This is a genomic window from Bradyrhizobium sp. B097 (genome assembly GCF_038957035.1).
Lineage (GTDB): Bacteria > Pseudomonadota > Alphaproteobacteria > Rhizobiales > Xanthobacteraceae > Bradyrhizobium.
The window spans coordinates 238,989-262,816 of record NZ_CP152412.1 but is presented as its reverse complement, the minus strand read 5'-3'; the positions used below and the strand labels follow the sequence as shown (position 1 = coordinate 262,816).

Here is a 23,828-nt window from a genome sequence, read left to right as displayed (position 1 = left end):
ACACGGGAGAGGGATGTGATCAAGCAATCTGCGATAGCGCTTGCTTTTCTTGCGGCAATTGTCGGGTCGGCCGCGGCCCAAGTGGCGCGCCTGGAGGTCTACCCCATTGCGTCGGTAACGCTCGCTGATTCCGAATTCCTGGCGGGGCGCAGCAACGGCCAATCGGTGACGATCGCGGGCGAGCTGCGGATCCCGAAGGCAGGCGCTGACAGGTTGCCCGCCGTTATTCTGCTCCATGGCGCGGGAGGTATGGGCGGCGTGGGAGGCTCGATCGACGAGTGGTCGAGAGCCCTCAACCAACTCGGTATCGCGACATTTGCCATCGACAGCTTTTCGGCACGGGGAATCGTTTCAACCGTAGCCGATCAGGCGCGGCTTGGTCGTCTGAACATGGTTGCCGATGCCTATCGGGCCCTCGACCTGTTGGCCAAGCATCCGCGAATCGACCCGAATCGCATAGCGGTGATGGGCTTCTCCAGGGGTGGACAATCGGCATTGTACTCGGCCATGAACCGACTGTATGGGACGCTGGGTCCGGCCAACAACCTGCGCTTCGCGGCGCACATCGCCTTCTATCCCGATTGCACGACGACGTACCGGGGTGACACCGACGTCAGCGACAAGCCTATCCGCATCCTCCATGGCAGCTCGGACAACTACAATCCCGTGGCACCCTGCCGCGCCTATGTTGAGCGACTGACCGGCGCGCACAAGGACGTCAAGCTGATCGAGTTTCCCGATGCCTATCACGTCTTCGACGCCCCGTCTCTCCGGACCCCGCTGACGTTGAAGGGAGCCGCGACGACGCGGCGTTGCCGGCTTGTAGAAGCGGACGATCATCAGATCGTCAACCACGCGACGCAGAAGCCCTTTAGCTACGCCGATGCCTGCGTCGAAAAGGATCCGACGGTCGCCTACAACGAAGCTGCGAGCAATCAGGCTCACCTATTCGTTCGAGATTTCCTGACGGAGGTTTTCCAGCTTCAGCCGTAGGAGCCCGCCGAAAGGCAATCGCCGCGATCCGATCTGCTTCAGCCCGAATCTTTACCGCGCTCGCGATCAGGTTGAACGGTCCTTCAACGGGATCAAACAGTACCGTCGAGTGGCGACACGCTACGATAGGTTAAGTCAGTCAATCCCTGTCGATGCAAAAGCAATTTTTCGCTCCGACGATCGGGAACCCACGATCCGAGCCACTAGATTAGGGTGCATACTCATATCAAGCCCGCCAGAAGGGTTTCGTGACTTCCAGAGCGATGTCGCTCCAGGAAAGGCCGACATCATGCAAGTCGCGGTCTGTCCATTGCGCCAATTCGCGGCGCTGCCGAACCCGGTCGCGCCAAGTGCGCAGGGTGTCGCTGACCTGATTCACAAGACCCCAATCATGATGATTTGTCATCGACGCCCTGGTCTTCGGTCTCCGGGCACCACACGGACTCGACCTGCACCTCCCCATCATCGCCCCTCCTTTGCCCGGCCCTGCACGATTGCGACCGCACCTGCGAGCAACACAGCGGCCGATATCACGAGCGAGGCATGCGCGCCTGCCATGAACGCGTTGTCCCCTCCGACCAGCGAACCGAACAGGGCAACGCCAAGCACGCTGCCGGTCTGCCGCGTCGCGTTCAGTACACCCGCGGCGATGCCGGATCGCGATTTCTCGACACTGCCGAGCAGCGTCGAAGTCAAGGACGGCACGAGCAGGCCGAGCCCGCCGCCGAGGATGATGAGCTGAGCGCCGATCACCCGGTAGCTGGTGCCTGAGGCCATAGGCAGCAGCGCAACGCAGCCCGCGGCGGCGATCACACAAGCCAACGCAATGGTTTGCGGCGCGCCAAGGCGCTCGCTGACCGACGCGGCGATCAGGTTGGCGGGGAGCACCATGGCCATCATGGGTACGAAGGCGAGGCCCGTTGCGAACGGCGACCAGCCATTGACGTTCTGGAAGTAGAGACTGAGCACGAAGATCAGGCCGTAGAAGGCGATGTTGAAGAGAAGCCCGACCAGAGCGGTCAGCGCGAACATGCGATGGCGGAACAGCGACAGCGGCAGCATTGGTTGCAGCGCGCGCGCCTCGCGCCATACGAACAGGAGTCCGATTACGGCCGCCCCGGCGAAGCCCGCGATGACGAGCGGATGACTCCAGCCGAGCGCGCCGCCCTCGATCAGGGCACCGGCCAGCGCGCCGAGCGCCGTGATCGCCGCGATCTGTCCCGGCAGATCGATCTCGCGCTGCGCGAGCCGCGGCGTCTCCTCGGCGTAACGCCAGGCGAGCCAGAGGCCGGCGGCGCCAATCGGCAGGTTGACCAGAAAGATCGCGCGCCAGCCGACCAGCGCGATCAGCGCGCCGCCAACGAGCGGCCCCGCAGTTAGTGCGACGCTCGCACCTGCGGCCCAGAAGCCGACCGCGCGGCCGCGCGCCTTCGGATCGGTATAGGCGTGATTGAGCAGCGTCAGCGAGTTCGGCACCAGGATTGCCGCCGCCAGGCCCTGCACGGAGCGAGCAACGATCAGGAACATCGCCGACGGAGCCAATGCGCAGGCGAGCGAAGCCAACGTGAAGATTGCAAAGCCCCCGATGAATATCCGCTTGGCGCCAACGCGATCACCGAGCGCACCGGCGGTCAAGATGAAGGCAGCGAATGCGATGGTATAGGCGGTCACCACCCATTGCAGCTCGGCCACGCTGCCGCCGAGCGAGGTGCTGATGCTGCTCAGCGCGGTATTAACGATGGTGATATCCAGCTGCACGACGCCGAGGCCGAGGCTCGTGGCGGCAAGCGCCAGCGCCGCGGCGAGAGGCGAACGGGATGACGCGCTGTCAGAGCCGGCTTGCTCCGGCTGCCTTGTGTTCAGCGAAGTTGCTTGCATTGATCACACTCGGTTGTCTGTGAGATTTTGATGGCTCAGACCAGCTCGTTTTTCGATTATCATTCGATGCCAATCGAAGACTTGGAGCCGCGAGACGATCTTTCGTCCCGTCGCGGCGATGCCTTTCGCTTGGGCTTGGTGGTGTCCGGACAACCTATGTCCCGCGACTGCATCGGTCTTGCAGAAACACTACGGTCTTGGCCGAAGTATTCGTGCTTGGCACCGCGTCCTCATCGGCGTAGGAGAAAGACATGGACACGGGACCCAAAATCGCCCAAGTCGCGGCACTCATCGGCGATCCGGCGCGCGCCAACATGCTCAGTGCGCTGATGGATGGTCGAACGTTGACCGCCTCGGAGCTCGCCTATGTATCTGGCGTGGCGCCGCAGACAGCGAGTGGCCATCTTGCGAAACTCAGCGACGCCGGATTGCTTGCGCTCGCAAAGCGGGGCCGACGACGATATTTTCGCTTGGCCTCTCCGCACGTCGCGCGCGTGCTGGAAGGTCTCATGGTCGTGGCCCAGGAAGGCCCCGCCCGGCGCGATCTCTGGCGCGGCGGAGAGACGCTCCGACACGCGCGCACGTGCTATGACCACATGGCCGGCCGTATCGCCGTCGCGATCGCCGACTGGCTTGTCCAGCAGTCGTTTATTCTGCTCGACGAGGATGGCGGACAACTGACCGATGCCGGTCGGTCATTCTTCGATGAGTTCGGCGTTGATCTTCGCCTCGCCTCCAAGCGCCGAGTGTTCTGTCGCCCGTGTCTCGACTGGAGCGAGCGCCGGCCGCATCTGGCCGGGGCGCTCGGCGCTGCCATCCTTCATCACGCTCTCGGTCACGATTGGGTTGAGCATGTCCGGGATAGCCGCGCGCTCGTCGTGACGCCTGCTGGTGTTAGAGGACTTGCCACAACGTTCGGCATCGAGGGCGCCCCCTCGAAGGACGGCCGCGAACGGCAGGTTGCATCACTGTCCAGAGGCCGGGTAGCGGTTATCTCGGGTTAAGTCAGCGCCAACGCGTCCAATACCCGGAGGATGTTCAGGTCACGCTTCACGCATCTCCACGCAGCGGCCGATAGCGGTAGACGAGATCATGCGGATCGTCCCTCGGCGCTGACGGATCGAGCTCGCCGCCCAATCGCTTCGCCACCGCGGCGGACATCGCATTGTCAGGCGACATGTAACTGACGAGCGAAGACAGCTTCAGCGTCGCAAAGGCCCAGTCGCGCAAGGCAAGCGCCGCTTCGGTGGCGTAGCCGTATCCCTCGTGTCCGTCATAGAGCAACCAGCCGAGCTCCTGCTCCGGAAACAGCGGTCCGTGGTTGATGCCGACCTGGCCGATGCATTGCTTCGCCGCGACGAGATCAATCATCAGCGCGCCATGGCCGAACAAGCGCCAGCACGCCAGGTCGTGCCAGAACATCCCCCACGCCGAACGGACATCGAACGGACCGCCCATGCCGACGGAGCGCGGCGACGCCAGGAATGCATGATAGGCGGGAAAATCGCCGGCAACCTGCGGACGGAGCGTGAGCCGGTCGGTCGTGATGGTTGGGATGTCATCGGTCATGAGCGGCCATCACGCGCCGCAGGGCGAATAGCGGCCGACCACGCTCTCCGGTCCGAAGTAGCCGGATGGCTATGGAGGGCTGGACAGGGCGAAGGGTGGCGGAGAGGGGAGGATTCAGTTCGAACCATCTCTTCCAAGTCCTAGCAGACTGGAACGATCAACTTCAACGGTCCGGGATAAATTTCGATTAACTGCGGCGATGAGGGGTTCCCGCCCGTCGATCCGCCTCAATGACGCTGAAAGAGCTGCCCGTCGTCCAAATGCGAAGGGTGCGCCGCGGGCAGGTTTATTAAGCAGGTGAAAGCGCCTGAAAGATGTATCAGAAGCCCCTTAAAGCTCGAAACTCCATCTCCAGATTATTCACGGTTAAAAGTAATACTCTTATCAGAAAATATGAAAATACCAATAATACCAATATCTTATATGATATTATTGGGTTCCATAACTTAGCAAACATTGCCAATGAATAAAATTCGGACTTGAAAAAGCGATTATAATTTATAAGTCACGTCCAGCTATTCAGGGAGGGCAAATTGGACGAACTACTGAGAGGAATTCTAGCCACGGTCGCGCGGCAGACGTTTCCGCCGCAGACATTGGCCAAAATCGTTGTTGGCAATAACGGCAGTGCGAAGCATCTGCTTGCATACAATCTGTGCGACGGGGCAACGCCACAGACAGAGATTTGCAAGAAAGCGAAGCTAGACCCCGGCAACTTCAGTCGCTCGCTCACGCGCTGGATCGAGTCTGGCGTCGTAATCCGCATCGGCGGCGAACGCCTTCCGCTTCACGTGTACCCCCTTAACAAGACCGACACCGCTGCGGAAAGGAAATAGCCATGAACGAAGAGGTTTTAGAAAGGCTCGACATCCTCATCAAATTGCAGGCGGCGGCGCTGACCGCTCCGATGGAGTCGTCGAAAGACAAGATTCTGTTTCTGTCCAACGCGGGCTTGGGCCCGACGCTTATCGCCAACATCCTCGGGACCTCGACGAACACGGTGAACGTGACACTGTCGAAGGCGCGGAAGCCAGCAAAAGCCAAATAGTGGGAGGAATAGGAATGACGAACGAGACGCCCGAACTTGTCAATGAAGTGCGTGCGGTGAAGATGCTGCTGATCCTCAACGCGCTCGCCCTCGGCTGCCAGCAGAAACACGTCGCCGCTGCGCTTGGTATCAGCGACGCCACGTTGAGCCGCATGTTCCCGAAAGGCTTTGCGAAGGAAATCGCGAAAGTTTCAGAGCGCCGCGGTGGTGTGGAGATCAGCGCGTGATGACTGACGAACAAGCCGCCGCGATCCTCAAAGAACTGGAATGGCTCCGAAAACTGAAAATGGCGGAGCTGATGGATCGCGGCTATTCGCAGGGCCAACTCGCGCAAATCCTTGGCGTGAGCCAGCCGACCGTGAGCCGCATGCTTCCTAAGGTGACCGGCAAGAAGGTGCGCAATGAGACATAAGACAGCTGTCGTTGACCGGACCGGAAATCATCAGGAAAACCTTGATCATTGGGCAAAGAATCTCGGCACCGCAAAATTGCGTCGCACGCTTTTTAACCTGATCTATGGGCGCGGAACTCGGCCTCGGTCGCGCCGACAGCTTATGGCTCAAGCCGGCATCAAGGACGCAGCCAAGCAACTCGTCCAAAACCAGCTGGAGTACATGTACCGCAAAGACCTTATCGAGCGAATGGAGAATGACGGCTCGGCGAAGGATGGCAGCCGCTATCTCTATCTGAAAGACGAGCACGTGCGCGCGCACAAAGATCGTATCGTCACGCTGGCGGACAACCCAAAGATCAGGAAGGCAATGCCGACGAAGCGGCGTCCCGCAGGCGGGACACAGAGACTGGTGATTCAGCGCACGATCGTTACAAAGCAGGATCTGAAGCGGCGCAAGACCCTCGGCGTGCTGTACCTGATGTCGAATCCCATCAAAAAGCATGCGCTGCGCGTTGACCTCGAGGTCAGTCGTGTCGCCGAGGAGATCCGTGGTTCAAAGTACCGCGACAATATCGAGTTGCACCAATCACCGGCAGCAAACCCTCAGGCCATTATCCGGGGGCTGAACGACCATCGGCCTCGGATCGTTCATTTCTCCGGACATGGCAATACCGGCGGTATTGCCATGGACGCTCGCGATGGCAAAAGGTCAAAGACGCAGTTCGTAAACTTCGATCTGCTCGGCAAGGCTTTGAAGGCAACGGACAGCCCCCCGGAGGTGGTAGTCCTGAACGCTTGTCAAAGCGCAGGCGGCCGCGCCGCACTCCTGAAATCCGCGAAGGCGATCGTGGTGATGCAGGACTCCATCAGCGATAACGCAGCTATTGCATTCGCCGTGAATTTTTACGGAGCTATTGCTAGTGGACAGTCGGTCCAGGCCGCGTTCGATCAGGGGTGCGTCGCGATCGAGGTCGTGTCCCTCAGCGAGGCGTCCACGCCGACGTTGCAGACAGCATCAGGAGTGGACCCCAAGCAGCTGAGGCTGGCCTGATCTCGCAGGTCCTCCAAAGCTTTGGAAATTAACATCGAGATCAAAAGACTGGTCTTGCGCCTGACTCTTCAGAGTATTTGGCCTACTGCAAAAATGAGGGCCTTCGAGCTCCAGAAACAGCCTTGCCCTTCAGGGTCTTAAAGGCAATTCAGACCGGGCAAGGCGCAGGGTGGCGGAGAGGGGGGGATTCGAACCCCCGATAGGCTTGCACCTATGCCGCATTTCGAGTGCGGTACAATCAACCACTCTGCCACCTCTCCAGCGGCCCAGGTGATTTGCACCACCCGCGGTCGGGCGTGTTCTAGGCGAGGATGGCGGGACAGACAAGGCGCTGCAATAATATTTCCGTCGCCAAGGCCTCGCCCCCGCGAGGCACCGGGGTGGCGCAAGAAAGCGCGCGGAAACAAAGCCCTAGCGGGACGGTTCGGGTCCGGTCGGCGCGCGGGCGAAGCAAAAGTAGCAGGAGCGGCCCATGGAGCATGTGACGATTCGAGCCAATGGCGCGGCGTTCCACGTCGCGCGGACCGGGAGCGGCCCGCCGCTGCTGCTGTTGCACGGCTGGCCGGAATTCTGGCTGACCTGGAAGCCTGTCATGGCGCGCCTCGCCGACCGCTACACCCTGATCGCGCCCGACCTGCGCGGCTTCGGCGACAGCGACAAGCCGCAAGGCTCATTCGGCCCCGATCAGCATACCGACGACATGCTGGCGCTGCTGGACGCTCTTCAGATCGAGGAGGCCGGCGTGGTCGGCCACGACGTCGGCGGCGCGGTGATGCAGCCCCTTGCCCGCAAGGCGCCCGAGCGCATCGCCGGGCTGTTCTTCTTCGATTTCGTCTATCCCGGCATCGGTCCGCGGATGGCCGCGCCGGACCGGCTGAACCACATCTGGTACCAGTCGTTCCACCAGATGGAGATGGCGCCCGCGCTGGTCGGCGCTAACAGAGAGACCTGCCGCACGTATATCGGCCATTTCCTGCGCAACTGGACGCATCGCAAGGCCGCGTTCGACGACGTGATCGAGGAATTCGCCGGCAACTTCTTCAAGCCCGGCAACCTCGCCGGCGGCTTTGCGCATTATCGCGCGTCGCATGCGGGGCGCGTGAAGATGATGCAGGGCGAAGCGCTTGCGCTGCCGCCAATCGCCATACCGACCTGCATCCGCTGGGCCGAGCACGACCCGCTGTTTCCCTATGCCTGGACCGACCGGCTGGGCGAGACCTTCTCGAATCTGGACCTGAAGATGTTCCCCGATGTCGGGCATTTCCCGCATCGCGAGGACCCCGACCACGCCGCCGCCGAGATCGCCGGCTTCTTCGGGCGGATCAATTGGAAGTAGAAAGTGGTGGGACCGCCAGGACGCGACAAAAACTGGCGGTCCCGTGCCGCTTCTCAGTATTGCTGGCCGGGAAGTGCGGCTTCGCCGGTCGGCGGGAGCGACACGGTCCACGGTAGCGGCCGGCGCCCAAACGGCAACGCGATCCCGATCTTAACCTAACCGATCAACCTTACCGAGCGATCGGCCAGCCCAAGCGGCTCAGGCGTCGTCTCACGCATCGGCCTTCTTGGCTTTTTTGGCCTTTTTCTCGCTCTTTTCGTCCTCGTCGTCCTTGTCCTTTTTCTCGGCCTTCTTGTCGTCCTTGCCGTTGTCTTTCTTGCGGTTGGTGTAGCGGGCGTTGCCGAGCCCGGTTCCGATCGTCAGCACGCCCCAGCGCGCGACATCCTGCATGAACGGCACCTCGGCCAGTCCCTGCGCCACACCGTCATTATGCATCACGATCGCGGTGTCATGATCGCCGATCTGCGGGATCGCCTCGACCAGGCTCGCCGGCAGGTTGAATTTGCTGCTCTCCCAATTGCCCGGCAAATTCTGTGCGCCCTTCTCGATCGAGCCGTCCTCGTTGATGACGCCGGGACACGAGATGCCGATGAACGGCGCGAGCTTGAGGTTCTCCTTCTCGGCGGCGGCGATCAGATCCTTCAGCATCTTCACCAGCCGCTTCACCGCGCCTTCGCGCGTCGGCTCGTCATCGGCATGGCGCCACAGCTCGGATTTCCAGACCGTTGCCTTGGAGAGATCGGGCGCCTTCTTCCAGCGCGTCTCGACGACGCCGCAGCGGATATTGGTGCCGCCGATATCGACGGCGAGCACGCCGTCATGGGCCTCGAAAATCCACGACGGCGCCAGATGCAGCGTGCCGATCAGCCCGGCATCATCGGGATGAAAGCGGATCGGCACCATGTCGACCTTGAAATCCTCCGACTTCAGGATGATGTCGGTGCGCGCGATGGCGAGCTCGCCGAGCCTGGAGTCGCGGAAGCCGCCGCCGACCACGATGCGCTCCGTCTTGGCCCAGGCCTTGGTGCCGAGGAAGCGCCGCGTCACATAGGCGAGCTCCTGCGCAAACTCCTCGATTGCGCTGTGCACGATCGCAGAGGCCTCGGTGTCGTCGCCGACCAGCAATTCGTCGAGCTTCTTCTTGCTGATCTGGTCCGACGGCTCCTCGCCGAACGGATCCTCGTCCGATTTGCGCAGCGGCTTGCGCCAGCGGTCGAGGATCTTGCGGAAAGCGCCCTTGGAGGCGCGATCGCCGAGAAAACCCTCGTCGTCCTTCAGCTCGATGTTGAAGCTGTCGATGTCGACGGAGGGCAGCCGCACGGCACCGTGGTGCGCGATTCCCGTGGTCAGTCCGGTGTCTTCGGCCATTCGCCCTGCCCGCTTGAGATTCCCTGCACTATTTCTTGCGCATGATCATTTCGGAAAACCGCTTCACACTTTTCCGGATCATGCACTAACGACGGGGAACTCAAATGGTTGCGTCCCGCGCTCTGGCGCTCGGCCTGCGCGGGACGCCACTTCGCAAAGGCCTCAGGCCGCCTTCACCCCATAACGCGCCGCGGGCATGCTGCGCGACAGGTTCGGCATCAGCTTCTGGCGAGCCGCCTCATAGGCCTGCCAATCCGCGGCATCCGGCAGCGACGGCACGGTGAAGACTTCGCCCTGGTCGAAGCCGGCCAGCGCAGCGTTCACCATGTCCTCGGCCTTCATCACGATCTCGCCGGGCAGATGCTCGACCGGCGTGCCGGCGATGTCCCAGAACTCGGTCGCCGTGGCACCGGGCAGCACGGCCTGGACGCGAATGTTCTTGTCCTTCAGCTCGTGCTGCAGCGAGTGGGTCAGCGCCAACACGAAGGCCTTGCTGCCGCCGTAGACGCCGTTGAGCAGTTCCGGCTGGACGCCGACGACCGAGGCGATATTGATGATGGTGCCGCCGCCGCGCGCGACGAATCCCGGCACCGCCGCATAGGTCAAGCGCATCAGCGCGTCGACATTGAGCGCGATCATGTCGCTCATCTTGTCGACATCGGATGCGAGCAACGGCGCAGTGGCGCCGACGCCGGCGTTGTTCACGAGCACGCTGATGCCTTCGTTGCTGCGCAGAATGGATTCGACCCGTGCGACATCGCCGCGCTTGGCGAGGTCGGCGGCAACGATCTCGATCGATCGGCCAGTCTCCTGCGAAAGACGCTTGGCAAGCCCATCGAGGCGCTCGCGGTTACGTGCAACGAGGATCAGATCGTAGCCACGCCGTGCGAGCCGGTCCGCGTAGATGGCACCGATTCCGGACGACGCACCGGTAACGAGCGCCGTTCCTTTGGCTGACTTGGTCATGTTGGTCTCCTGTTTGACCTTGGACGGCCGAATTTGGCCGCTGCTCAGGTTTTACAGGCCCCCTTGCATGTCTCAAATGTCATATATACACCTTTTTAGGACATAGACTCGGTGGGAGAGTTCCATGCAGGAGATCGGCTTCGTCGTCTTCCCGGAGTTCCAGGTGATGGGCTTCACCGCCATCACCGCCTTCGAGGTCGCCAATTTGATCGCAGGCACCCCCTTCTACGAGGTCACGCTGCTGTCGGAGAATGGTGGCCCGGTGCGATCCTCCGCCGGCTTCAATGTCGAAACCGAAGCCTTTGGCGATCGCAGCTTCGACACGGTATTCATCGGCGCCGGCCACGAGCTTCATCCGGCATCCGCGAAGTTGATCGACTATATGCGACGCGCCATGACGACGTCGCAGCGTATCGCTGCGCCCTGCATCGGTGCCTTCTCACTGGCTGAAGCTGGCCTGCTGGACGGCCGGCGCGTCTCCACGCACTGGCAATTCGCCCCGGAATTGCAGGCCCGATTTCCCGGGCTCAAGGTCGAGCAGGACCGCATCTACATCGTCGACGGACCGATCTGGACCTCGGCCGGCATGACCGCGACGATCGATCTGGCGCTGGCGATGATCGAGCATGATTTGGGCATCGAGGTCGCCCGTTCGGTGGCCCGCAAGCTCGTCGTCTATCATCGCCGCACTGGCGGACAGTCGCAGTTCTCGGCACTTCTCGAGCTCGACCCGAAATCCGACCGCGTCCAGAACGCTCTCCACTACGCCAAGGCGCATCTGCGCAACGAGCTCTCGGTCGAGGAATTGGCTGAGGTGGCACGGCTCAGTCCGCGCCAGTTCAGCCGCGCCTTCCGTGTCGAGACCGGCCAGTCGCCGGCCAAGGCGATCGAGCAGCTCCGGGTCGAGGCTGCCAGAGAATTGATCGGCGATGGCCGCCATTCGATGGACGAAATTGCCGGTGAGACCGGCTTTGCCGATCGGGAACGGATGCGGCGGGCGTTCTTGCGGGTGCTGGGCCAGCCGCCGCAGACCATCCGTCGGCACGCGCGGGCGGCGGCAAAGACCGCCGCCTGAACGTCAATCCGGGCCAAAAACACGCCAAATCCTTCATTTTTGGCCGGTTTTTGCCCTGCTTTACCTTGACTCCGCGTCGTCAGCAGCTATAAGTCCGCCCATCCGGCGCGCAGTTTTCTCGCGCCGATTGTTTTTGTGCGATCCAGTTTGGGAATTCATTCCCTTCGCGCGAAACACATAACCCATAGCGACTGAACAAAAAGCCGACCCGGGCTAACCGTCCGAGGCCGGAACCGAACACGAAGGAATCAAACGATGTTCGCAGTCATCAAAACCGGCGGCCGGCAGTACCGTGTCGTTCCGAATGATGTACTCGAGATTGGCAAGATCGCCGGCGATGTCGGCACGATCGTGCAGCTAGGCGAAGTTCTGGTGCTCGGCGGTGACACGCCGGTGCTGGGAACACCCACCGTGGCAGGCGCCACCGTTGCGGCCGAAGTGCTGCAGCACAAGCGCGGCGCCAAGGTGATCGCGTTCAAGAAGCGTCGCCGCAAGAATTCACGCCGCAAGCGCGGCTATCGCGACGAGCTCACGGTGCTTCGCATCACCGAGATCCTCGCCGATAACGCCAAGCCGACCGTCGGCCCGCGGCCGAAGAAGGAAAAGGTCGCAGCGCCCGCCGATGATGGCGAGGACGCAGCACCGAAGGCGGCCAAGAAGAAGGCGCCCGCAAAGGCGCCGGCCGCGAAGAAGGCTCCGGCCAAGAAGGCCGCGGCCAAGAGCGAGAAGTGATCGTCGCGCTTTCAGATTTGAAGCGTGACAAAACGTGAAATGATTCCGTCAAGGAATTGATCTAGAGATCAAAGCGAAGTCGGAGACGAGCTATGGCTCATAAAAAAGCAGGCGGTTCATCGCGCAACGGACGTGATTCCAAGGGCAAGCGCCTTGGCATCAAGGCGTTCGGTGGCGAGCGCGTGATCCCCGGAAACATCATCGCGCGTCAGCGCGGCACCACCTGGCATCCTGGCCTTAATGTCGGCATGGGCACCGATCATACTCTCTTCGCCAAGGTCGAGGGTCATGTCGAGTTCCGCGCCAAAGCCAATGGCCGCACGTTCATATCGGTTATTCCGATGGCACAGGCGGCCGAGTAGACGGTGGACACACATGAGTCCGCCGGGTCCTGTTGAACCGGCGGAGTCGCAAAGGGCTCTAAGGGGAGGCGGGATGACCGGCCTCCCCTTTTCGTTGCGCGCGATCCGGTTCGACCGCGCGTGACGTTCCAAGCGTTGCGTACCGATTGTCGCATCACAGGAGCTCGACATGTTGCAGGACATCCCGACGCCGACCTTGCGCGAGGCAAGAGCTTGCGTCCTCGAGACCGAACGGCTGACATTGCGCAAGCCGACGCTCGCGGACGTAAAAGCAATTGCACGCCTCGCCAACGACCGCCGCATCGCGGAGAACACCCGCCGCCTGCCGCACCCCTATACCCAGGACGACGCCATCGACTTCGTGCGCGCGCTCGGCGCCGGCGGACGCGAAACCGTCTTCCTGATCGAGAACAATCACACACCGATCGGCATGGTCGGCGTCGACTGGCGCGAGGAGACCGCGGCCGAGCTCGGCTACTGGCTCGGGGTCGACCATTGGGGCCAGGGTTTCGGCACCGAGGCCGCGCGCGCGGTGATCGACTACTTCTTCGAGGAATTCGATCTCGACCAGCTGATCGCGGGCGCCCGCGTCGTCAACCCGTCGTCGCGCAACATCCTCGAGAAGTGCGGCTTCCAGTGGAGCGGCGTCGAGCTGCACCGCTTCGAGGCGCTGGGCTCATCGAGCCCGGTCGACGCCTTCCGGCTGTCGCGCGGCGTCTGGGCCTCGCTGAAGAGCTGGAACAACTCGACCCGGCGGGAGAGCTGAGGCCCGCCCCACAACAACGGTCGTCGTCCCCGCGAACGCGGGGACCCATAACCACAAATGGTCATGCTCGGCCGAGCTGTGGCTCCAGCGTAGGTGACGACAAGCAACGGTGGTTATGGGTCCCTGCTTTCGCAGGGACGACAGCCGTTATGCGGGTGCGCCTTTGCCCACCCTGCACCGTTACGCCGGCGGATTGATCGAGGAATCCGGGCGTCCGAGCTGCTGCTCGCGCACGAAGATGTAGAGGCCGGCCGCAATGATGATGGCGGCGCCGATGATCGTGGCCCAGGACGGCACGTCGCCGAACACCACAAAGCCGAAGATCACCGCCCAGACGATCATCGAATACTGGTACGGCACCACCACGCTCGCCGGCGCAAGCTTCAGCGAGCGGTTCACGCACAGCAGCGCCGCGACCGAGATGATGCCGGCGGTGAAGAACAGCACGAGGCTGCTAGGGGCCGGCGTCACCCAGCCGATCGGCGAGAGCACGAGGCCCAGGATGAACGTGCCGCCGAATTGCGTGGTCGCCAGCACGATGTCGGGCGTCGCGCGCAGCGAGCGCGTGATCAGCATCAACACCGCAAACGACAGGCTGCCGCCGAGCGCGATCATCGCCGGCCAGCTGATGGTCTGCGCCGATGGCCGCAGCGCGATCAGCACCCCGCAAAAGCCGACCAGGATCGCGGTCCAGCGCCGCCAGCCGATATGCTCGCCGAGCACGAGGCCCGACATCGCAGTGACGAAGATCGGTCCGGCCAAATAGTAGGTGATGACGTCGGCGAGCGGCAGATAGACGGTCGCCAGGAAGAACGCCGCGACCTCCAGCGTCGACAGCGTGACGCGCAGCAATTGCAGCCACGGGCGCTCCAGGTGCAGGAAATCCGCGCGCCGCTTCCACACGATCGGCAGCAGCACCAGCAGCGCCGCGCAGGCGCGCAGCCACAGCAATTGCCCGACCGAATAGGTGGCGACGAGGAATTTGCCCGTCGCGTCGCCGAACGAGAACATGAAGATCGACAGCAGCATCAACCCGATGCCGGCGAGCCGCGCCGATCGATCGTCGTAGGAGGACAGTTTTGCGAACAGGCTCATGTATGGACTTGCGCTTCTTCTTCATGGGCCGGGCATAGCCGTTCGAAGAACGGCGTCGCTTCCGCTCGCCGATGCCCGGTCGTCCGGTTTTAAAGACGTGGATGCCCGGGACAAGCCCGGGCATGACGAATTGAACGGATTGCCGCACCTGCACTGCTGCGATACCGGTAGGTCATCCCGGCAACAAAAAAGAGCAGGAAACGCCGCATGAGCGAATTCGACCCCACCCAGCATCGCATGGTCCCCGCGCAGCGGTGGTTCGAGGATTTCGTGCTCGGCGAGCGCTTCGTGATTCCGAGCCGGACCCAGACCTCGGCCGTGTTTGCGGCGTTCCAGACCGCCAGCGGCGACACCCATCCGATCCATTACGACGTCGAATATTGCCGCACGCGCGGCATGCCGGACCTGCTCGCGCATGGCTTCCAGACCCTGGTGCACACCGCGCCGGGCGCCGGGCTGTTTCCCTATCACGTGGAGGAGTCGCTGGTCGGCTTCCTGGAACAGTCGAGCAAGTTCCTGAAACCGGTCTATGCCGGCGACACCATCTACCCCGCGCTGGAGGTGATCGAGCTCGCCCCGGGTAAGACCACCGGCGTCGTGACGCTGCGCTCGACCGTGCACAACCAGCGCCGCGAGCTGGTGCTGGAGGGGATGCAGAAATTCCTGGTGCGCCGACGGCCCACTTAACCGCTCGGGGGCCGCAAAAAGGCCCGAAAATTAAGGCTTTTCGCCGAAGTCAGGGCCTTTCCGGGTTGCCGCCGCGGCCCCCCTGCCCTAACTAGTACGGATCATGAAATTCCTCGATGAAGCCAAGGTCTATATTCGCTCCGGCGACGGCGGCAACGGCTGCGTCGCGTTCCGGCGCGAGAAATTCATCGAGTTCGGCGGCCCCTCCGGCGGCAATGGCGGCCGCGGCGGCGACGTCATCATCGAGGCCGTCGACGGGCTGAACACGCTGATCGACTACCGCTATCAGCAGCACTTCAAGGCGCCAAAGGGCACCAACGGCATGGGCAAGGACCGCCATGGCGCCAACGGCAAATCGATCGTGCTGAAAGTGCCGGTCGGCACCCAGGTGTTCGACGAGGACCGCGAGACGCTGCTGCACGATTTCACCGAACTCGGCGAGAAATTCGTGCTGGCTGAAGGCGGCAATGGCGGCTTCGGCAACGCGCATTTCAAGTCTTCCACCAACCGCACGCCGCGCAACGCCAATCCCGGCGCGCCGGGTGAAGAACGATGGATCTGGTTGCGGCTGAAGCTGATCGCCGATGCCGGCCTGGTCGGCCTGCCCAACGCCGGCAAATCGACCTTCCTCTCGGTGGTCAGCGCGGCACGGCCGAAGATCGCCGACTATCCCTTCACCACGCTGCATCCGCAGCTCGGCGTGGTGAATTACGGCGGCCGCGAATTCGTGCTCGCCGACATCCCCGGCCTGATCGAAGGCGCGCATGAGGGCGCGGGCCTCGGCGATCGCTTCCTCGGCCATGTCGAGCGCTGCCGCGTGCTGCTGCATCTGGTCGATGCGACCTGCGAACATGCCGGCAAAGCCTACAAGACGGTGCGCACCGAGCTTGAAGCCTACGAAGGCCATCTCGCCGACAAGATCGAGATCGTCGCGCTCAACAAGATCGACGCGGTGGAGCCGGACGAGTTGAAGAAGCAGAAGGATCGCCTCAAGCGCGCGGCGAAGAAGACGCCGCTGCTGGTCTCAGGCGTGACGGGCGAAGGCGTGCAGGACGCGCTGCGCGCGCTGGTCGAGGTGATCGGCGAAGCGCCGGTGTCCAACAAGGCCAAGAGCCAGGCGGAGCCGTGGGCGACGCCGCTGCCGCAGAGTTGAGCGGCATCTCGACTTCTTAAGCCACATCGTGGCGCCTCTTGCTTCCACCTTCCTGCCAGACCAAACCCATGAAACGCCCCGCGCTCAAGAACTTTCGCCGCATCGTCGTCAAGGTCGGCTCGTCGCTATTGGTCGACTCGCAGGCCGGCGAAGTCCGCGCGTCCTGGCTCGCCGCGCTGGTCGACGACATCGCAAAGCTCCACAAGCGAGGCTGCGAGGTCATGGTGGTGTCGTCGGGCTCGATCGCGCTCGGCCGCAGCCGCCTGAAGCTGCCGCGCGGCCCGCTGAAGCTCGAGGAGAGCCAGGCTGCTGCGGCGGTCGGCCAGATCGCGCTGGCGCGAATCTGGTCGGAGGTGCTCGGCCATCACGGCATCGGCGCCGGGCAGATCCTCGTGACCTTGCAGGATACCGAGGAGCGCCGCCGCTATCTCAATGCGCGCTCGACCATCGCCAAGCTGCTGGAATGGCGCGCGGTGCCCGTGATCAACGAGAACGACACGGTCGCGACCACCGAAATCCGCTACGGCGACAATGATCGCCTCGCTGCCCGCGTCGCCACCATGGCGAGCGCGGATCTGTTGATCCTGCTGTCCGATATCGACGGCCTCTACACCGCGCCGCCCGCGGTCGATCCCGATGCCAAGCTGATCCCGGTGGTCGAGAGCATCACCTCGGAGATCGAGGGGATGGCGGGTTCAGCCGGGTCCGAGCTGTCGCGCGGCGGCATGACCACCAAGATCGAGGCCGCGAAGATTGCGACCACCGCCGGCACCCACATGCTGATCGCCTCCGGCAAGATCGAACATCCGTTGCAGGCGATCGCCGATGGCGGCCGTTGCACCTGGTTCCTGACCCCGGCCAATCCCGTCACCGCGCGCAAGCGCTGGATCGCGGGCTCGCTCGAGCCGAAGGGCACGCTGACCATCGATGCCGGCGCGGTGGCGGCGCTGCGTGCCGGCAAGAGCCTGCTGCCGGCCGGCGTGATCCGGGTCGACGGCCAGTTCGCCCGCGGCGATGCCGTGGTGGTGCGCGGCCCCGACACCCATGAGATCGGCCGCGGCCTGGTCGCCTACGACGCCGAGAACGCCGAGAAGATCAAGGGCCGCTCCTCGCCGGACGTGATGGCCATTCTGGGCATCAGCGGCCGCTCGGAGATGATCCACCGCGACGACCTTGTGATCGGCCCGGCCGGCGCGATCCCGGCCAAATAGGCCATTGGCCGAGAGGGGCGGCCTGCCGCCCACCTGCCATGCCGGTTCCGCGCCTCGCCACCCCTCAATTGCCATGCTAGAACATGGCCTTAATCCAAAGCTGGGACTTCCATGAGCGCGCCCCTGAAGGCGATCGACGGCAACGCCGATCTCGCCACCCTGATGACCGACCTCGCCGCCAAGGCGCGCGCCGCCGCGCGCGTGCTGGCGCTGGCGCCGCCGGAGCAGAAGAACCGGGCGCTTGCCGCGATCGAACGCGCGATCCGCGCCAATGCGCCGGCCATTCTCGCCGCCAATGCCGAGGATGTCGCCGAGGCGCGTGCGGGCGGCATGACCGCTGCCTTCGTCGACCGCCTGACACTGACGCAGGTGCGCATCGCCGGCATGGCCGATGGCGTGGCGACCGTGCGCGAGATTGTTGATCCGGTCGGCGCCGTCACCGAAAGCTGGCAGCGGCCGAACGGCATGACCATCGAGCGCGTGCGCGTGCCGCTCGGCGTGATCGGCGTGATCTTCGAGAGCCGCCCCAACGTTGCCGCCGATGCCGGCGTGCTGTGCCTTAAGTCCGGCAACGCCGTGATCCTGCGCGGGGGCTCCGACAGCTTCCGATCCTGCCGCGCGATCCATGATTGTCTGGTGCAGGGCCTGCGTGAAGCCGGTCTCCCTGAGGCCGCGATCACTTTGGTGCCGACCCGTGACCGCACGGCCGTCGGCTTGATGCTGACGGGACTGAACGGCGGCATCGACGTGATCGTGCCGCGCGGCGGCAAGAGCCTGGTCGCGCGCGTCGAGGCGGAGGCACGCGTTCCGGTGTTCGCGCATCTGGAGGGCGTCAACCACATCTATGTCGATGCCAGCGCCAGACTCGATATGGCCAAGGAGGTCGTGCTGAACGCCAAGATGCGCCGTCCCGGTGTCTGCGGCGCCGTCGAGACCCTGCTGATCGATCGCAACGCTGCCGCGACGAAGCTGAAACCGCTGGTCGAGTTGTTGATCGATGCCGGTTGCGAGGTGCGCGGCGACGCCATCGTGCAAGGCGCCGATGCCAGGGTGAAGCCCGCATCCGACGAGGACTGGAACACCGAATATGAGGACGCGATCATCTCGGCGAAGATCGTCGGCAGTCTCGATGAAGCGATCGCGCATATTCAAAATCACGGCTCGCATCACACCGATGCGATCGTGACGGAGGATGCCGCTGCCGCGCAGAGATTTCTCAACGAGGTCGATTCGGCGATCGTGCTGCACAACGCCTCGACCCAGTTCGCCGACGGCGGCGAGTTCGGCTTCGGCGCCGAGATCGGAATTGCCACCGGCAAATTCCACGCCCGCGGGCCGGTCGGCGCCGAGCAGCTGACGAGCTTCAAGTACCGCGTCCACGGTACCGGGCAGACACGGCCGTGATCATTGTCGCACGCGCACGGTAGACCATTGCAACAAGCTTCCACCGTGCCGTTATCCCCAGCCCAGGCGCTTCCGTTCTATACCAACGGCATGCGCATCGGGCTGCTCGGCGGCTCGTTCAATCCGCCGCACGCCGCGCATCGCGCCATCAGCCAGTTCGCGCTCAAGCGCCTGCAGCTCGATCGCGTGTGGTGGCTGCTGACGCCGGGCAATCCGCTGAAGAACCATGATGGCCTGCATGCGCTCAACGAGCGTGCCGCGGCCGCGCGTCGCGTTGCCGACGATCCGCGCATCGACATCAGCTGTCTCGAAGCTGTCATCGGTGTCCGCTACACAGTCGACACGATCATCCACTTGCGCCGCCGTGTCTCCGGCGTGCACTTCGTCTGGATCATGGGCGCTGACAATCTCGCGCAATTTCATCGCTGGAAAGATTGGCGGCGCATCGCGTCCGATGTGCCGATTGCCGTGATCGACCGTCCGCCCCAGAGTTTCCGCGCCCTTGCCGCACCGGCGGCGCAGGCGCTCATGCGCTATCGCTTGCCCGAAAATCAGGCGACACGGCTGGCCGACCAACAGGCGCCGGCATGGGTGTTCCTGACAGGAATGAAATCCAATCTGTCTTCGACCGGACTGCGGAACCCGGACGGGAGCTGGAGAACGGCGTGAGGCGCAAAAGGGTTACTGGAATATTGAAACCATTAACCCCACATGCGTAATATGGTGCGTGGGGCCGGATTCGGCGCCCGCGATACAGTGAAAGGAATGGTCCCTGGCCACATCTGTATTGTCCAAGTCTGTTTTACCCAAGGTTCCCAAGACTTCAGGTCCCAAGGCTTCAGGTCCAAAGACTGCGCGTAAAACATCGACGAAAACCGCGGCCTTGCTGGCGCAACCGGATGCCGACAAACCGGATGCCAACAAGACGCTGAGCCTGATCCTCTCTCGCCTCGACGATATGAAGGCGGAAGAGACGGTCACCATCGACCTTCGCGGCAAATCCGCATATTCCGACTACATGATCGTCACCACCGGCCGGGTTAACCGGCACGTTGGCGCGATCGCGGAAAATGTGACGAAGAGCCTCAAGGAAAACGGGGTCAAGAACATCCATGTCGAGGGCTTGCCCAATTGCGACTGGGTGCTGATCGATTCCGGCGAGGTGATCGTGCACGTGTTCAGGCCTGAGGTGCGTGAGTTCTACAATCTCGAGCGGTTGTGGACTCAGAACCCGGCGATCGCGGCGGTCTAAGGCGTATCGAAGCCGATGCGAATCGGCTGCAGCGCAGCTAGTCTGCGTTGATGCGCCTTGTCGTCATCTGCATCGGCCGTCTGAAACAGGGCCCCGAACGGGAGCTCGCCGAGCGTTACCGCGAGCGCTTCGAGGATATCGGCCGCAAGCTCGGCTTTCGCGGCCTCGAGATCCATGAGATTGCGGAGAGCCGCGCGCGCGATACGCCCGCGCGCATCACTGAAGAGGCTGCGGCGATCGCGGCGCTGCTGCCGGAAAAGCACATGCTGGTCGCGCTCGACGAACGCGGCAAGAGCATCGATAGCACGAGCTTTGCGCAGCAGCTCGGCCGCTGGCGCGACGAGGGGGCAGCACATACTGTCTTCGTGATCGGCGGCGCGGACGGACTTTCGCCTGAATTGCAGCGCAAGGCTTCGTTGCGTATTGCATTCGGCTCCGCGACCTGGCCGCACCAAATGGTCCGCGTCATGCTTCTGGAACAGATTTATCGGGCCGCGACCATTTTGGCCGGCCACCCCTACCATCGCGCCTGAGGCGCGGTGACGGACAGTCGAAAGCGCTGAACGCACGCGAATGCAGCACAAGCGGGACACAGCCTCGGATTCGCATCTCGGCATCGCGCGCCGCCGCTGGTTGCCGGCATCCCTGCCTCTGTCGATCGCCATGCTCGTCGCGTATCCGCTGACCGCGGCGCATGCGCAGGCGACACCACCCGCGCAACAGTCCGCCCCGCCCACGCAACAGGCCGCGACAGCGGAGACGTCACCCGACGCCATCAAGCAGCGCGAGCAGGAGCTCGAGGCTGCACGCGAACAGCAGCGCAAGGCGACCGAGTTGCAGGAGAAGCTGAAGGCCGACATCACCGCGATCGGCCAGGACCGCAGCAAGCTCAATCAGCAGCTGATCGACATTGCCGGCCAGGTGCGCGGCGTCGAGACGCGGATCGCCGACGCCGAGGCACGCCTGCAGCCGCTCGATGGCCGCGAGCGCGAAATCCGCGGCTCGCTCGATTCACGCCGCTCCGAGGTGATCGAGGTGCTGGCCGCGCTGCAGCGCGCCGGGCGGCGCACGCCGCCGGCGCTGCTGGTACGGCCCGAGGACGCGCTGCAATCGCTGCGCACCGCGATGCTGCTCGGCGCGGTGGTGCCGGAATTGCGCGTCCGCGCCGAGAAGCTTGCGTCCGATCTCGGCGAGCTGGTGGCGCTGCGCAAGACCATCTCGACCGAGCGCGATGCGCTGGCGGCCGACCGCGACAAACTCAGGGAAGACCAGACCCGCCTCGCGGCGCTGGTCGACGAACGGCAGCGCCAGCAAAGCGCAGCCGAAAAGGACATGGAAGCCGAAGGCGCCCGCGCCATCGCGCTGTCGAAGCAGGCCGCCGATCTGCAGAGCCTGATCGCCAAGATGGAGCAGGACCTCAAGAGCGCGGCCAAGGCCGCCGCCACGGCCAGCCTCCAAGGGGCCCCGGCGACCGTTAACGGCAAACCGAATCTGGGAGCCCTCAAGGACCCGGCCCGCATGAGCCCGGCAGTCGCCTTCGCCTCGGCCAAAGGCCTGTTCTCCTATCCCGTGAATGGCACCAAGATTCGCGAATTTGGCGGTTCCGACGGCGCAGGGGGCGTACAAAAGGGCATTTCTTTGGCCGCCAAACCGGGGGCGCAGGTCACAACCCCGTGTGACGGCTGGGTTGTTTACGCTGGTCCTTTCCGCAGCTACGGACAACTCTTGATCCTCAATGCCGGGGGCGGGTATCATGTCCTGATCGCCGGGATGGAGCGTATTTCGGTAAACATCGGCCAGTTTGTGCTAACCGGGGAGCCGGTTGCGACCATGGGGTCGACGTCCCAGGTTGCATCCATTCTCGCAACCAACGCGAGCCAGCCAGTGCTCTATGTCGAGTTCCGGAAAGACGGCACTCCAATCGATCCAGGTCCATGGTGGGCCGCAAATGAAGGCGAAAAGGTTCGCGGATGATGCGCAAGACTTCGGTAATTCTCCTTAGCGCCGCCACCGGCGCGGCCCTGACGCTTTTCGTCACGCAGCCCCGCGCTGTGCTGATGGGATCGAGCGCGCGCGCCGCGACGTCGGACACCTACCGCCAGCTCAATCTGTTCGGCGACGTGTTCGAACGGGTGCGCAGCGACTATGTCGAGAAGCCGGATGACAGCAAGCTCGTCGAGTCGGCGATCTCGGGCATGCTGTCCGGCCTCGATCCGCACTCGAGCTACATGGATGCCAAGAGCTTCCGCGACATGCAGGTGCAGACCCGCGGCGAGTTCGGCGGCCTCGGCATCGAGGTCACGATGGAAGACGGCCTGATCAAGGTCGTCTCGCCGATCGACGACACCCCGGCCTCGAAGGCCGGCATCATGGCCAACGACATCATCACCAATCTCGACGACGAAGCCGTGCAGGGCCTGACGCTGAACCAGGCCGTCGAGAAGATGCGCGGTCCGGTCAACACCAAGATCAAGCTCAAGATCATCCGCAAGGGCCAGGACAATCCGATCGACGTCACGCTGGTGCGCGACAACATCCGCGTCCGCTCGGTGCGTGCGCGCGTCGAGGCCGATGACATCGCCTACATCCGCATCACCACCTTCAACGAGCAGACCACCGAAGGCCTGAAGAAGGAAGTCGCCAACCTGCAGAGCCAGATCGGCGACAAGCTGAAGGGCTACATCATCGATCTCCGAAACAACCCCGGCGGCCTGCTTGAAGAAGCCGTCACCGTGTCCGACTCCTTCCTGGAGCGCGGCGAGATCGTCTCGACCCGCGGACGCAATGCCGAGGAAACCCAGCGCCGCGCCGCCCATCCGGGCGACCTGACCAAGGGCAAGCCGGTCATCGTGCTGATCAACGGCGGCTCGGCATCGGCCTCCGAAATCGTCGCCGGCGCGCTGCAGGACCACAAGCGTGCGACGCTGGTCGGCACCCGCTCGTTCGGCAAGGGTTCGGTGCAGACCATCATCCCGCTCGGCTCCGGCAACGGCGCGCTGCGCCTGACCACCGCGCGCTACTACACGCCGTCGGGCAAGTCGATCCAGGCCAAGGGCATCGTGCCCGACATCGAGGTGCTGCAGGACGTGCCGGATGAGCTGAAGGCGCGCACCGACACCAAGGGCGAGGCTTCGCTGCGCGGCCATCTGAAGAACGACGGCGACGAGAAGACCGGCTCGCAGTCCTACGTCCCGCCGGACGCCAAGGACGACAAGGCGCTCAAGATGGCGGACGACCTGCTGCACGGCATCAAGTCGACCTCGAATGCCACGCCGGCACCGGCCACCGCGTCCGGTGACAAGCCGACCGGCGACAAGGCCGCCGCCGACAAGCCGGCCAACAAGTCCGCGAACTGATCCCATCCAATGGTTTAGGCGAACAGGGCGGCCCCCGGGCCGCCCTTTCTGCTTTCGCCGTCCACCGTCGCCCGTGCTTCGACCGGGAGGCCGGCGCGCGGGAATGCACCGCATCGTGCTATCGTTCGCGCT

General features: G+C 63.5%; 27 protein-coding genes, 1 tRNA gene and 1 pseudogene. 22 read left to right on the top strand and 7 right to left on the bottom strand.

Features of this window, described 5'->3' with window-relative positions:
- Positions 1-15: 15 nt before the first annotated feature.
- Both AAFG07_RS01300 and AAFG07_RS01295 read left to right on the top strand, forming a co-directional pair.
- Positions 16-993, top strand: coding sequence for a dienelactone hydrolase family protein (locus tag AAFG07_RS01300; RefSeq protein WP_342725661.1), 978 nt, complete (start codon positions 16-18; stop codon positions 991-993).
- A 4-nt stretch (positions 994-997) separates the two neighbouring features.
- Positions 998-1,129 (top strand): annotated as a pseudogene (locus tag AAFG07_RS01295) (IS5/IS1182 family transposase); the annotation flags it as partial.
- A 90-nt stretch (positions 1,130-1,219) separates the two neighbouring features.
- Here AAFG07_RS01295 and AAFG07_RS01290 read toward each other — a convergent pair.
- Both AAFG07_RS01290 and AAFG07_RS01285 read right to left on the bottom strand, forming a co-directional pair.
- Entirely contained in the window at positions 1,220-1,399 is a 180-nt protein-coding gene (locus AAFG07_RS01290; RefSeq protein WP_342725660.1) for a DUF1127 domain-containing protein, read from the bottom strand.
- Between the two features lie 56 nt (positions 1,400-1,455).
- On the bottom strand, positions 1,456-2,871 hold the full coding sequence (locus AAFG07_RS01285) for an MFS transporter (RefSeq protein ID WP_342725659.1): 1,416 nt from the start codon (positions 2,869-2,871) through the stop codon (positions 1,456-1,458).
- Positions 2,872-3,122: 251 nt separating this feature from the next.
- Here AAFG07_RS01285 and AAFG07_RS01280 point away from each other — a divergent pair, with 251 nt between their 5' ends.
- Positions 3,123-3,875, top strand: coding sequence for a helix-turn-helix transcriptional regulator (locus tag AAFG07_RS01280; RefSeq protein ID WP_342725658.1), 753 nt, complete (start codon positions 3,123-3,125; stop codon positions 3,873-3,875).
- A gap of 46 nt (positions 3,876-3,921) precedes the next feature.
- On the opposite strand, the gene AAFG07_RS01275 is transcribed toward AAFG07_RS01280, so the two are convergent.
- On the bottom strand, positions 3,922-4,440 hold the full coding sequence (locus AAFG07_RS01275; protein WP_342725657.1) for a GNAT family N-acetyltransferase: 519 nt from the start codon (positions 4,438-4,440) through the stop codon (positions 3,922-3,924).
- Between the two features lie 533 nt (positions 4,441-4,973).
- On the opposite strand from AAFG07_RS01275, the gene AAFG07_RS01270 reads away from it, so the two are divergent.
- From AAFG07_RS01270 to AAFG07_RS01250, 5 genes are read left to right on the top strand one after another with little or no spacing between them, the layout of a single operon-like run.
- Positions 4,974-5,276: a MarR family transcriptional regulator gene (locus tag AAFG07_RS01270; protein ID WP_342725656.1), complete on the top strand. Its 303-nt coding sequence runs from the start codon at positions 4,974-4,976 to the stop codon at positions 5,274-5,276.
- Positions 5,277-5,278: 2 nt separating this feature from the next.
- Positions 5,279-5,488, top strand: coding sequence for a hypothetical protein (locus AAFG07_RS01265; protein WP_342725655.1), 210 nt, complete (start codon positions 5,279-5,281; stop codon positions 5,486-5,488).
- A gap of 14 nt (positions 5,489-5,502) precedes the next feature.
- A complete protein-coding gene (locus tag AAFG07_RS01260) occupies positions 5,503-5,715 on the top strand; it encodes a hypothetical protein (RefSeq protein WP_342725654.1) in 213 nt (70 codons plus the stop codon).
- Positions 5,715-5,900 (top strand): helix-turn-helix domain-containing protein, encoded by a 186-nt coding sequence (locus AAFG07_RS01255; RefSeq protein WP_342725653.1) that lies wholly within the window; start codon positions 5,715-5,717, stop codon positions 5,898-5,900. The genes AAFG07_RS01260 and AAFG07_RS01255 overlap by 1 nt, the downstream gene beginning before the upstream one ends.
- Positions 5,890-6,933 carry a CHAT domain-containing protein gene (locus tag AAFG07_RS01250; protein ID WP_342725652.1) on the top strand — a complete coding sequence of 348 codons (1,044 nt, stop codon included), beginning with the start codon at positions 5,890-5,892 and terminating at the stop codon, positions 6,931-6,933. The genes AAFG07_RS01255 and AAFG07_RS01250 overlap by 11 nt, the downstream gene beginning before the upstream one ends.
- Positions 6,934-7,103: 170 nt before the next feature.
- Here the strand turns inward: AAFG07_RS01250 and AAFG07_RS01245 are convergent.
- Positions 7,104-7,193, bottom strand: a tRNA-Ser gene (locus AAFG07_RS01245).
- Positions 7,194-7,405: 212 nt separating this feature from the next.
- Here AAFG07_RS01245 and AAFG07_RS01240 point away from each other — a divergent pair.
- On the top strand, positions 7,406-8,269 hold the full coding sequence (locus AAFG07_RS01240; protein WP_342725651.1) for an alpha/beta hydrolase: 864 nt from the start codon (positions 7,406-7,408) through the stop codon (positions 8,267-8,269).
- A 210-nt stretch (positions 8,270-8,479) separates the two neighbouring features.
- On the opposite strand, the gene AAFG07_RS01235 is transcribed toward AAFG07_RS01240, so the two are convergent.
- Positions 8,480-9,637 (bottom strand): ROK family protein, encoded by a 1,158-nt coding sequence (locus AAFG07_RS01235; RefSeq protein ID WP_342725650.1) that lies wholly within the window; start codon positions 9,635-9,637, stop codon positions 8,480-8,482.
- Between the two features lie 162 nt (positions 9,638-9,799).
- Positions 9,800-10,603, bottom strand: a complete 804-nt coding sequence (locus AAFG07_RS01230; protein ID WP_342725649.1) for an SDR family oxidoreductase — start codon at positions 10,601-10,603, stop codon at positions 9,800-9,802.
- 124 nt (positions 10,604-10,727) lie between these two features.
- Between AAFG07_RS01230 and AAFG07_RS01225 the strand changes: the two genes are divergently transcribed.
- From AAFG07_RS01225 to AAFG07_RS01210, 4 genes are all read left to right on the top strand, one after another.
- Positions 10,728-11,678, top strand: coding sequence for a GlxA family transcriptional regulator (locus tag AAFG07_RS01225; RefSeq protein ID WP_342725647.1), 951 nt, complete (start codon positions 10,728-10,730; stop codon positions 11,676-11,678).
- 255 nt (positions 11,679-11,933) lie between these two features.
- On the top strand, positions 11,934-12,410 hold the full coding sequence (gene rplU / locus AAFG07_RS01220; protein WP_342725645.1) for a 50S ribosomal protein L21: 477 nt from the start codon (positions 11,934-11,936) through the stop codon (positions 12,408-12,410).
- A 92-nt stretch (positions 12,411-12,502) separates the two neighbouring features.
- Positions 12,503-12,772, top strand: a complete 270-nt coding sequence (gene rpmA / locus AAFG07_RS01215) for a 50S ribosomal protein L27 (protein ID WP_342725644.1) — start codon at positions 12,503-12,505, stop codon at positions 12,770-12,772.
- Between the two features lie 169 nt (positions 12,773-12,941).
- On the top strand, positions 12,942-13,538 hold the full coding sequence (locus AAFG07_RS01210; protein WP_342725643.1) for a GNAT family N-acetyltransferase: 597 nt from the start codon (positions 12,942-12,944) through the stop codon (positions 13,536-13,538).
- A 180-nt stretch (positions 13,539-13,718) separates the two neighbouring features.
- Here the strand turns inward: AAFG07_RS01210 and AAFG07_RS01205 are convergent, their stop codons facing one another.
- On the bottom strand, positions 13,719-14,633 hold the full coding sequence (locus AAFG07_RS01205) for a DMT family transporter (protein WP_342725642.1): 915 nt from the start codon (positions 14,631-14,633) through the stop codon (positions 13,719-13,721).
- 207 nt (positions 14,634-14,840) lie between these two features.
- Between AAFG07_RS01205 and AAFG07_RS01200 the strand changes: the two genes are divergently transcribed.
- From AAFG07_RS01200 to AAFG07_RS01160, 9 genes are all read left to right on the top strand, one after another.
- Positions 14,841-15,320, top strand: coding sequence for a MaoC family dehydratase (locus tag AAFG07_RS01200; RefSeq protein WP_342725641.1), 480 nt, complete (start codon positions 14,841-14,843; stop codon positions 15,318-15,320).
- Positions 15,321-15,423: 103 nt separating this feature from the next.
- A complete protein-coding gene (gene obgE / locus AAFG07_RS01195; RefSeq protein ID WP_342725640.1) occupies positions 15,424-16,473 on the top strand; it encodes a GTPase ObgE in 1,050 nt (349 codons plus the stop codon).
- 68 nt (positions 16,474-16,541) lie between these two features.
- Positions 16,542-17,684 carry a glutamate 5-kinase gene (gene proB, locus AAFG07_RS01190; protein ID WP_342725639.1) on the top strand — a complete coding sequence of 381 codons (1,143 nt, stop codon included), beginning with the start codon at positions 16,542-16,544 and terminating at the stop codon, positions 17,682-17,684.
- 111 nt (positions 17,685-17,795) lie between these two features.
- Positions 17,796-19,088: a glutamate-5-semialdehyde dehydrogenase gene (locus tag AAFG07_RS01185; protein WP_342725638.1), complete on the top strand. Its 1,293-nt coding sequence runs from the start codon at positions 17,796-17,798 to the stop codon at positions 19,086-19,088.
- Between the two features lie 90 nt (positions 19,089-19,178).
- Positions 19,179-19,757: a nicotinate-nucleotide adenylyltransferase gene (locus AAFG07_RS01180; RefSeq protein ID WP_229165810.1), complete on the top strand. Its 579-nt coding sequence runs from the start codon at positions 19,179-19,181 to the stop codon at positions 19,755-19,757.
- 214 nt (positions 19,758-19,971) lie between these two features.
- Positions 19,972-20,340, top strand: a complete 369-nt coding sequence (gene rsfS / locus AAFG07_RS01175; RefSeq protein WP_342729421.1) for a ribosome silencing factor — start codon at positions 19,972-19,974, stop codon at positions 20,338-20,340.
- A gap of 50 nt (positions 20,341-20,390) precedes the next feature.
- Positions 20,391-20,873, top strand: a complete 483-nt coding sequence (rlmH, locus tag AAFG07_RS01170; protein WP_342725637.1) for a 23S rRNA (pseudouridine(1915)-N(3))-methyltransferase RlmH — start codon at positions 20,391-20,393, stop codon at positions 20,871-20,873.
- A gap of 40 nt (positions 20,874-20,913) precedes the next feature.
- Positions 20,914-22,314: a peptidoglycan DD-metalloendopeptidase family protein gene (locus AAFG07_RS01165; RefSeq protein WP_342725636.1), complete on the top strand. Its 1,401-nt coding sequence runs from the start codon at positions 20,914-20,916 to the stop codon at positions 22,312-22,314.
- A complete protein-coding gene (locus AAFG07_RS01160; RefSeq protein WP_342725635.1) occupies positions 22,311-23,696 on the top strand; it encodes a S41 family peptidase in 1,386 nt (461 codons plus the stop codon). Before AAFG07_RS01165 ends, AAFG07_RS01160 begins: the two co-directional genes overlap by 4 nt.
- The last annotated feature ends 132 nt before the right edge of the window (positions 23,697-23,828 follow it).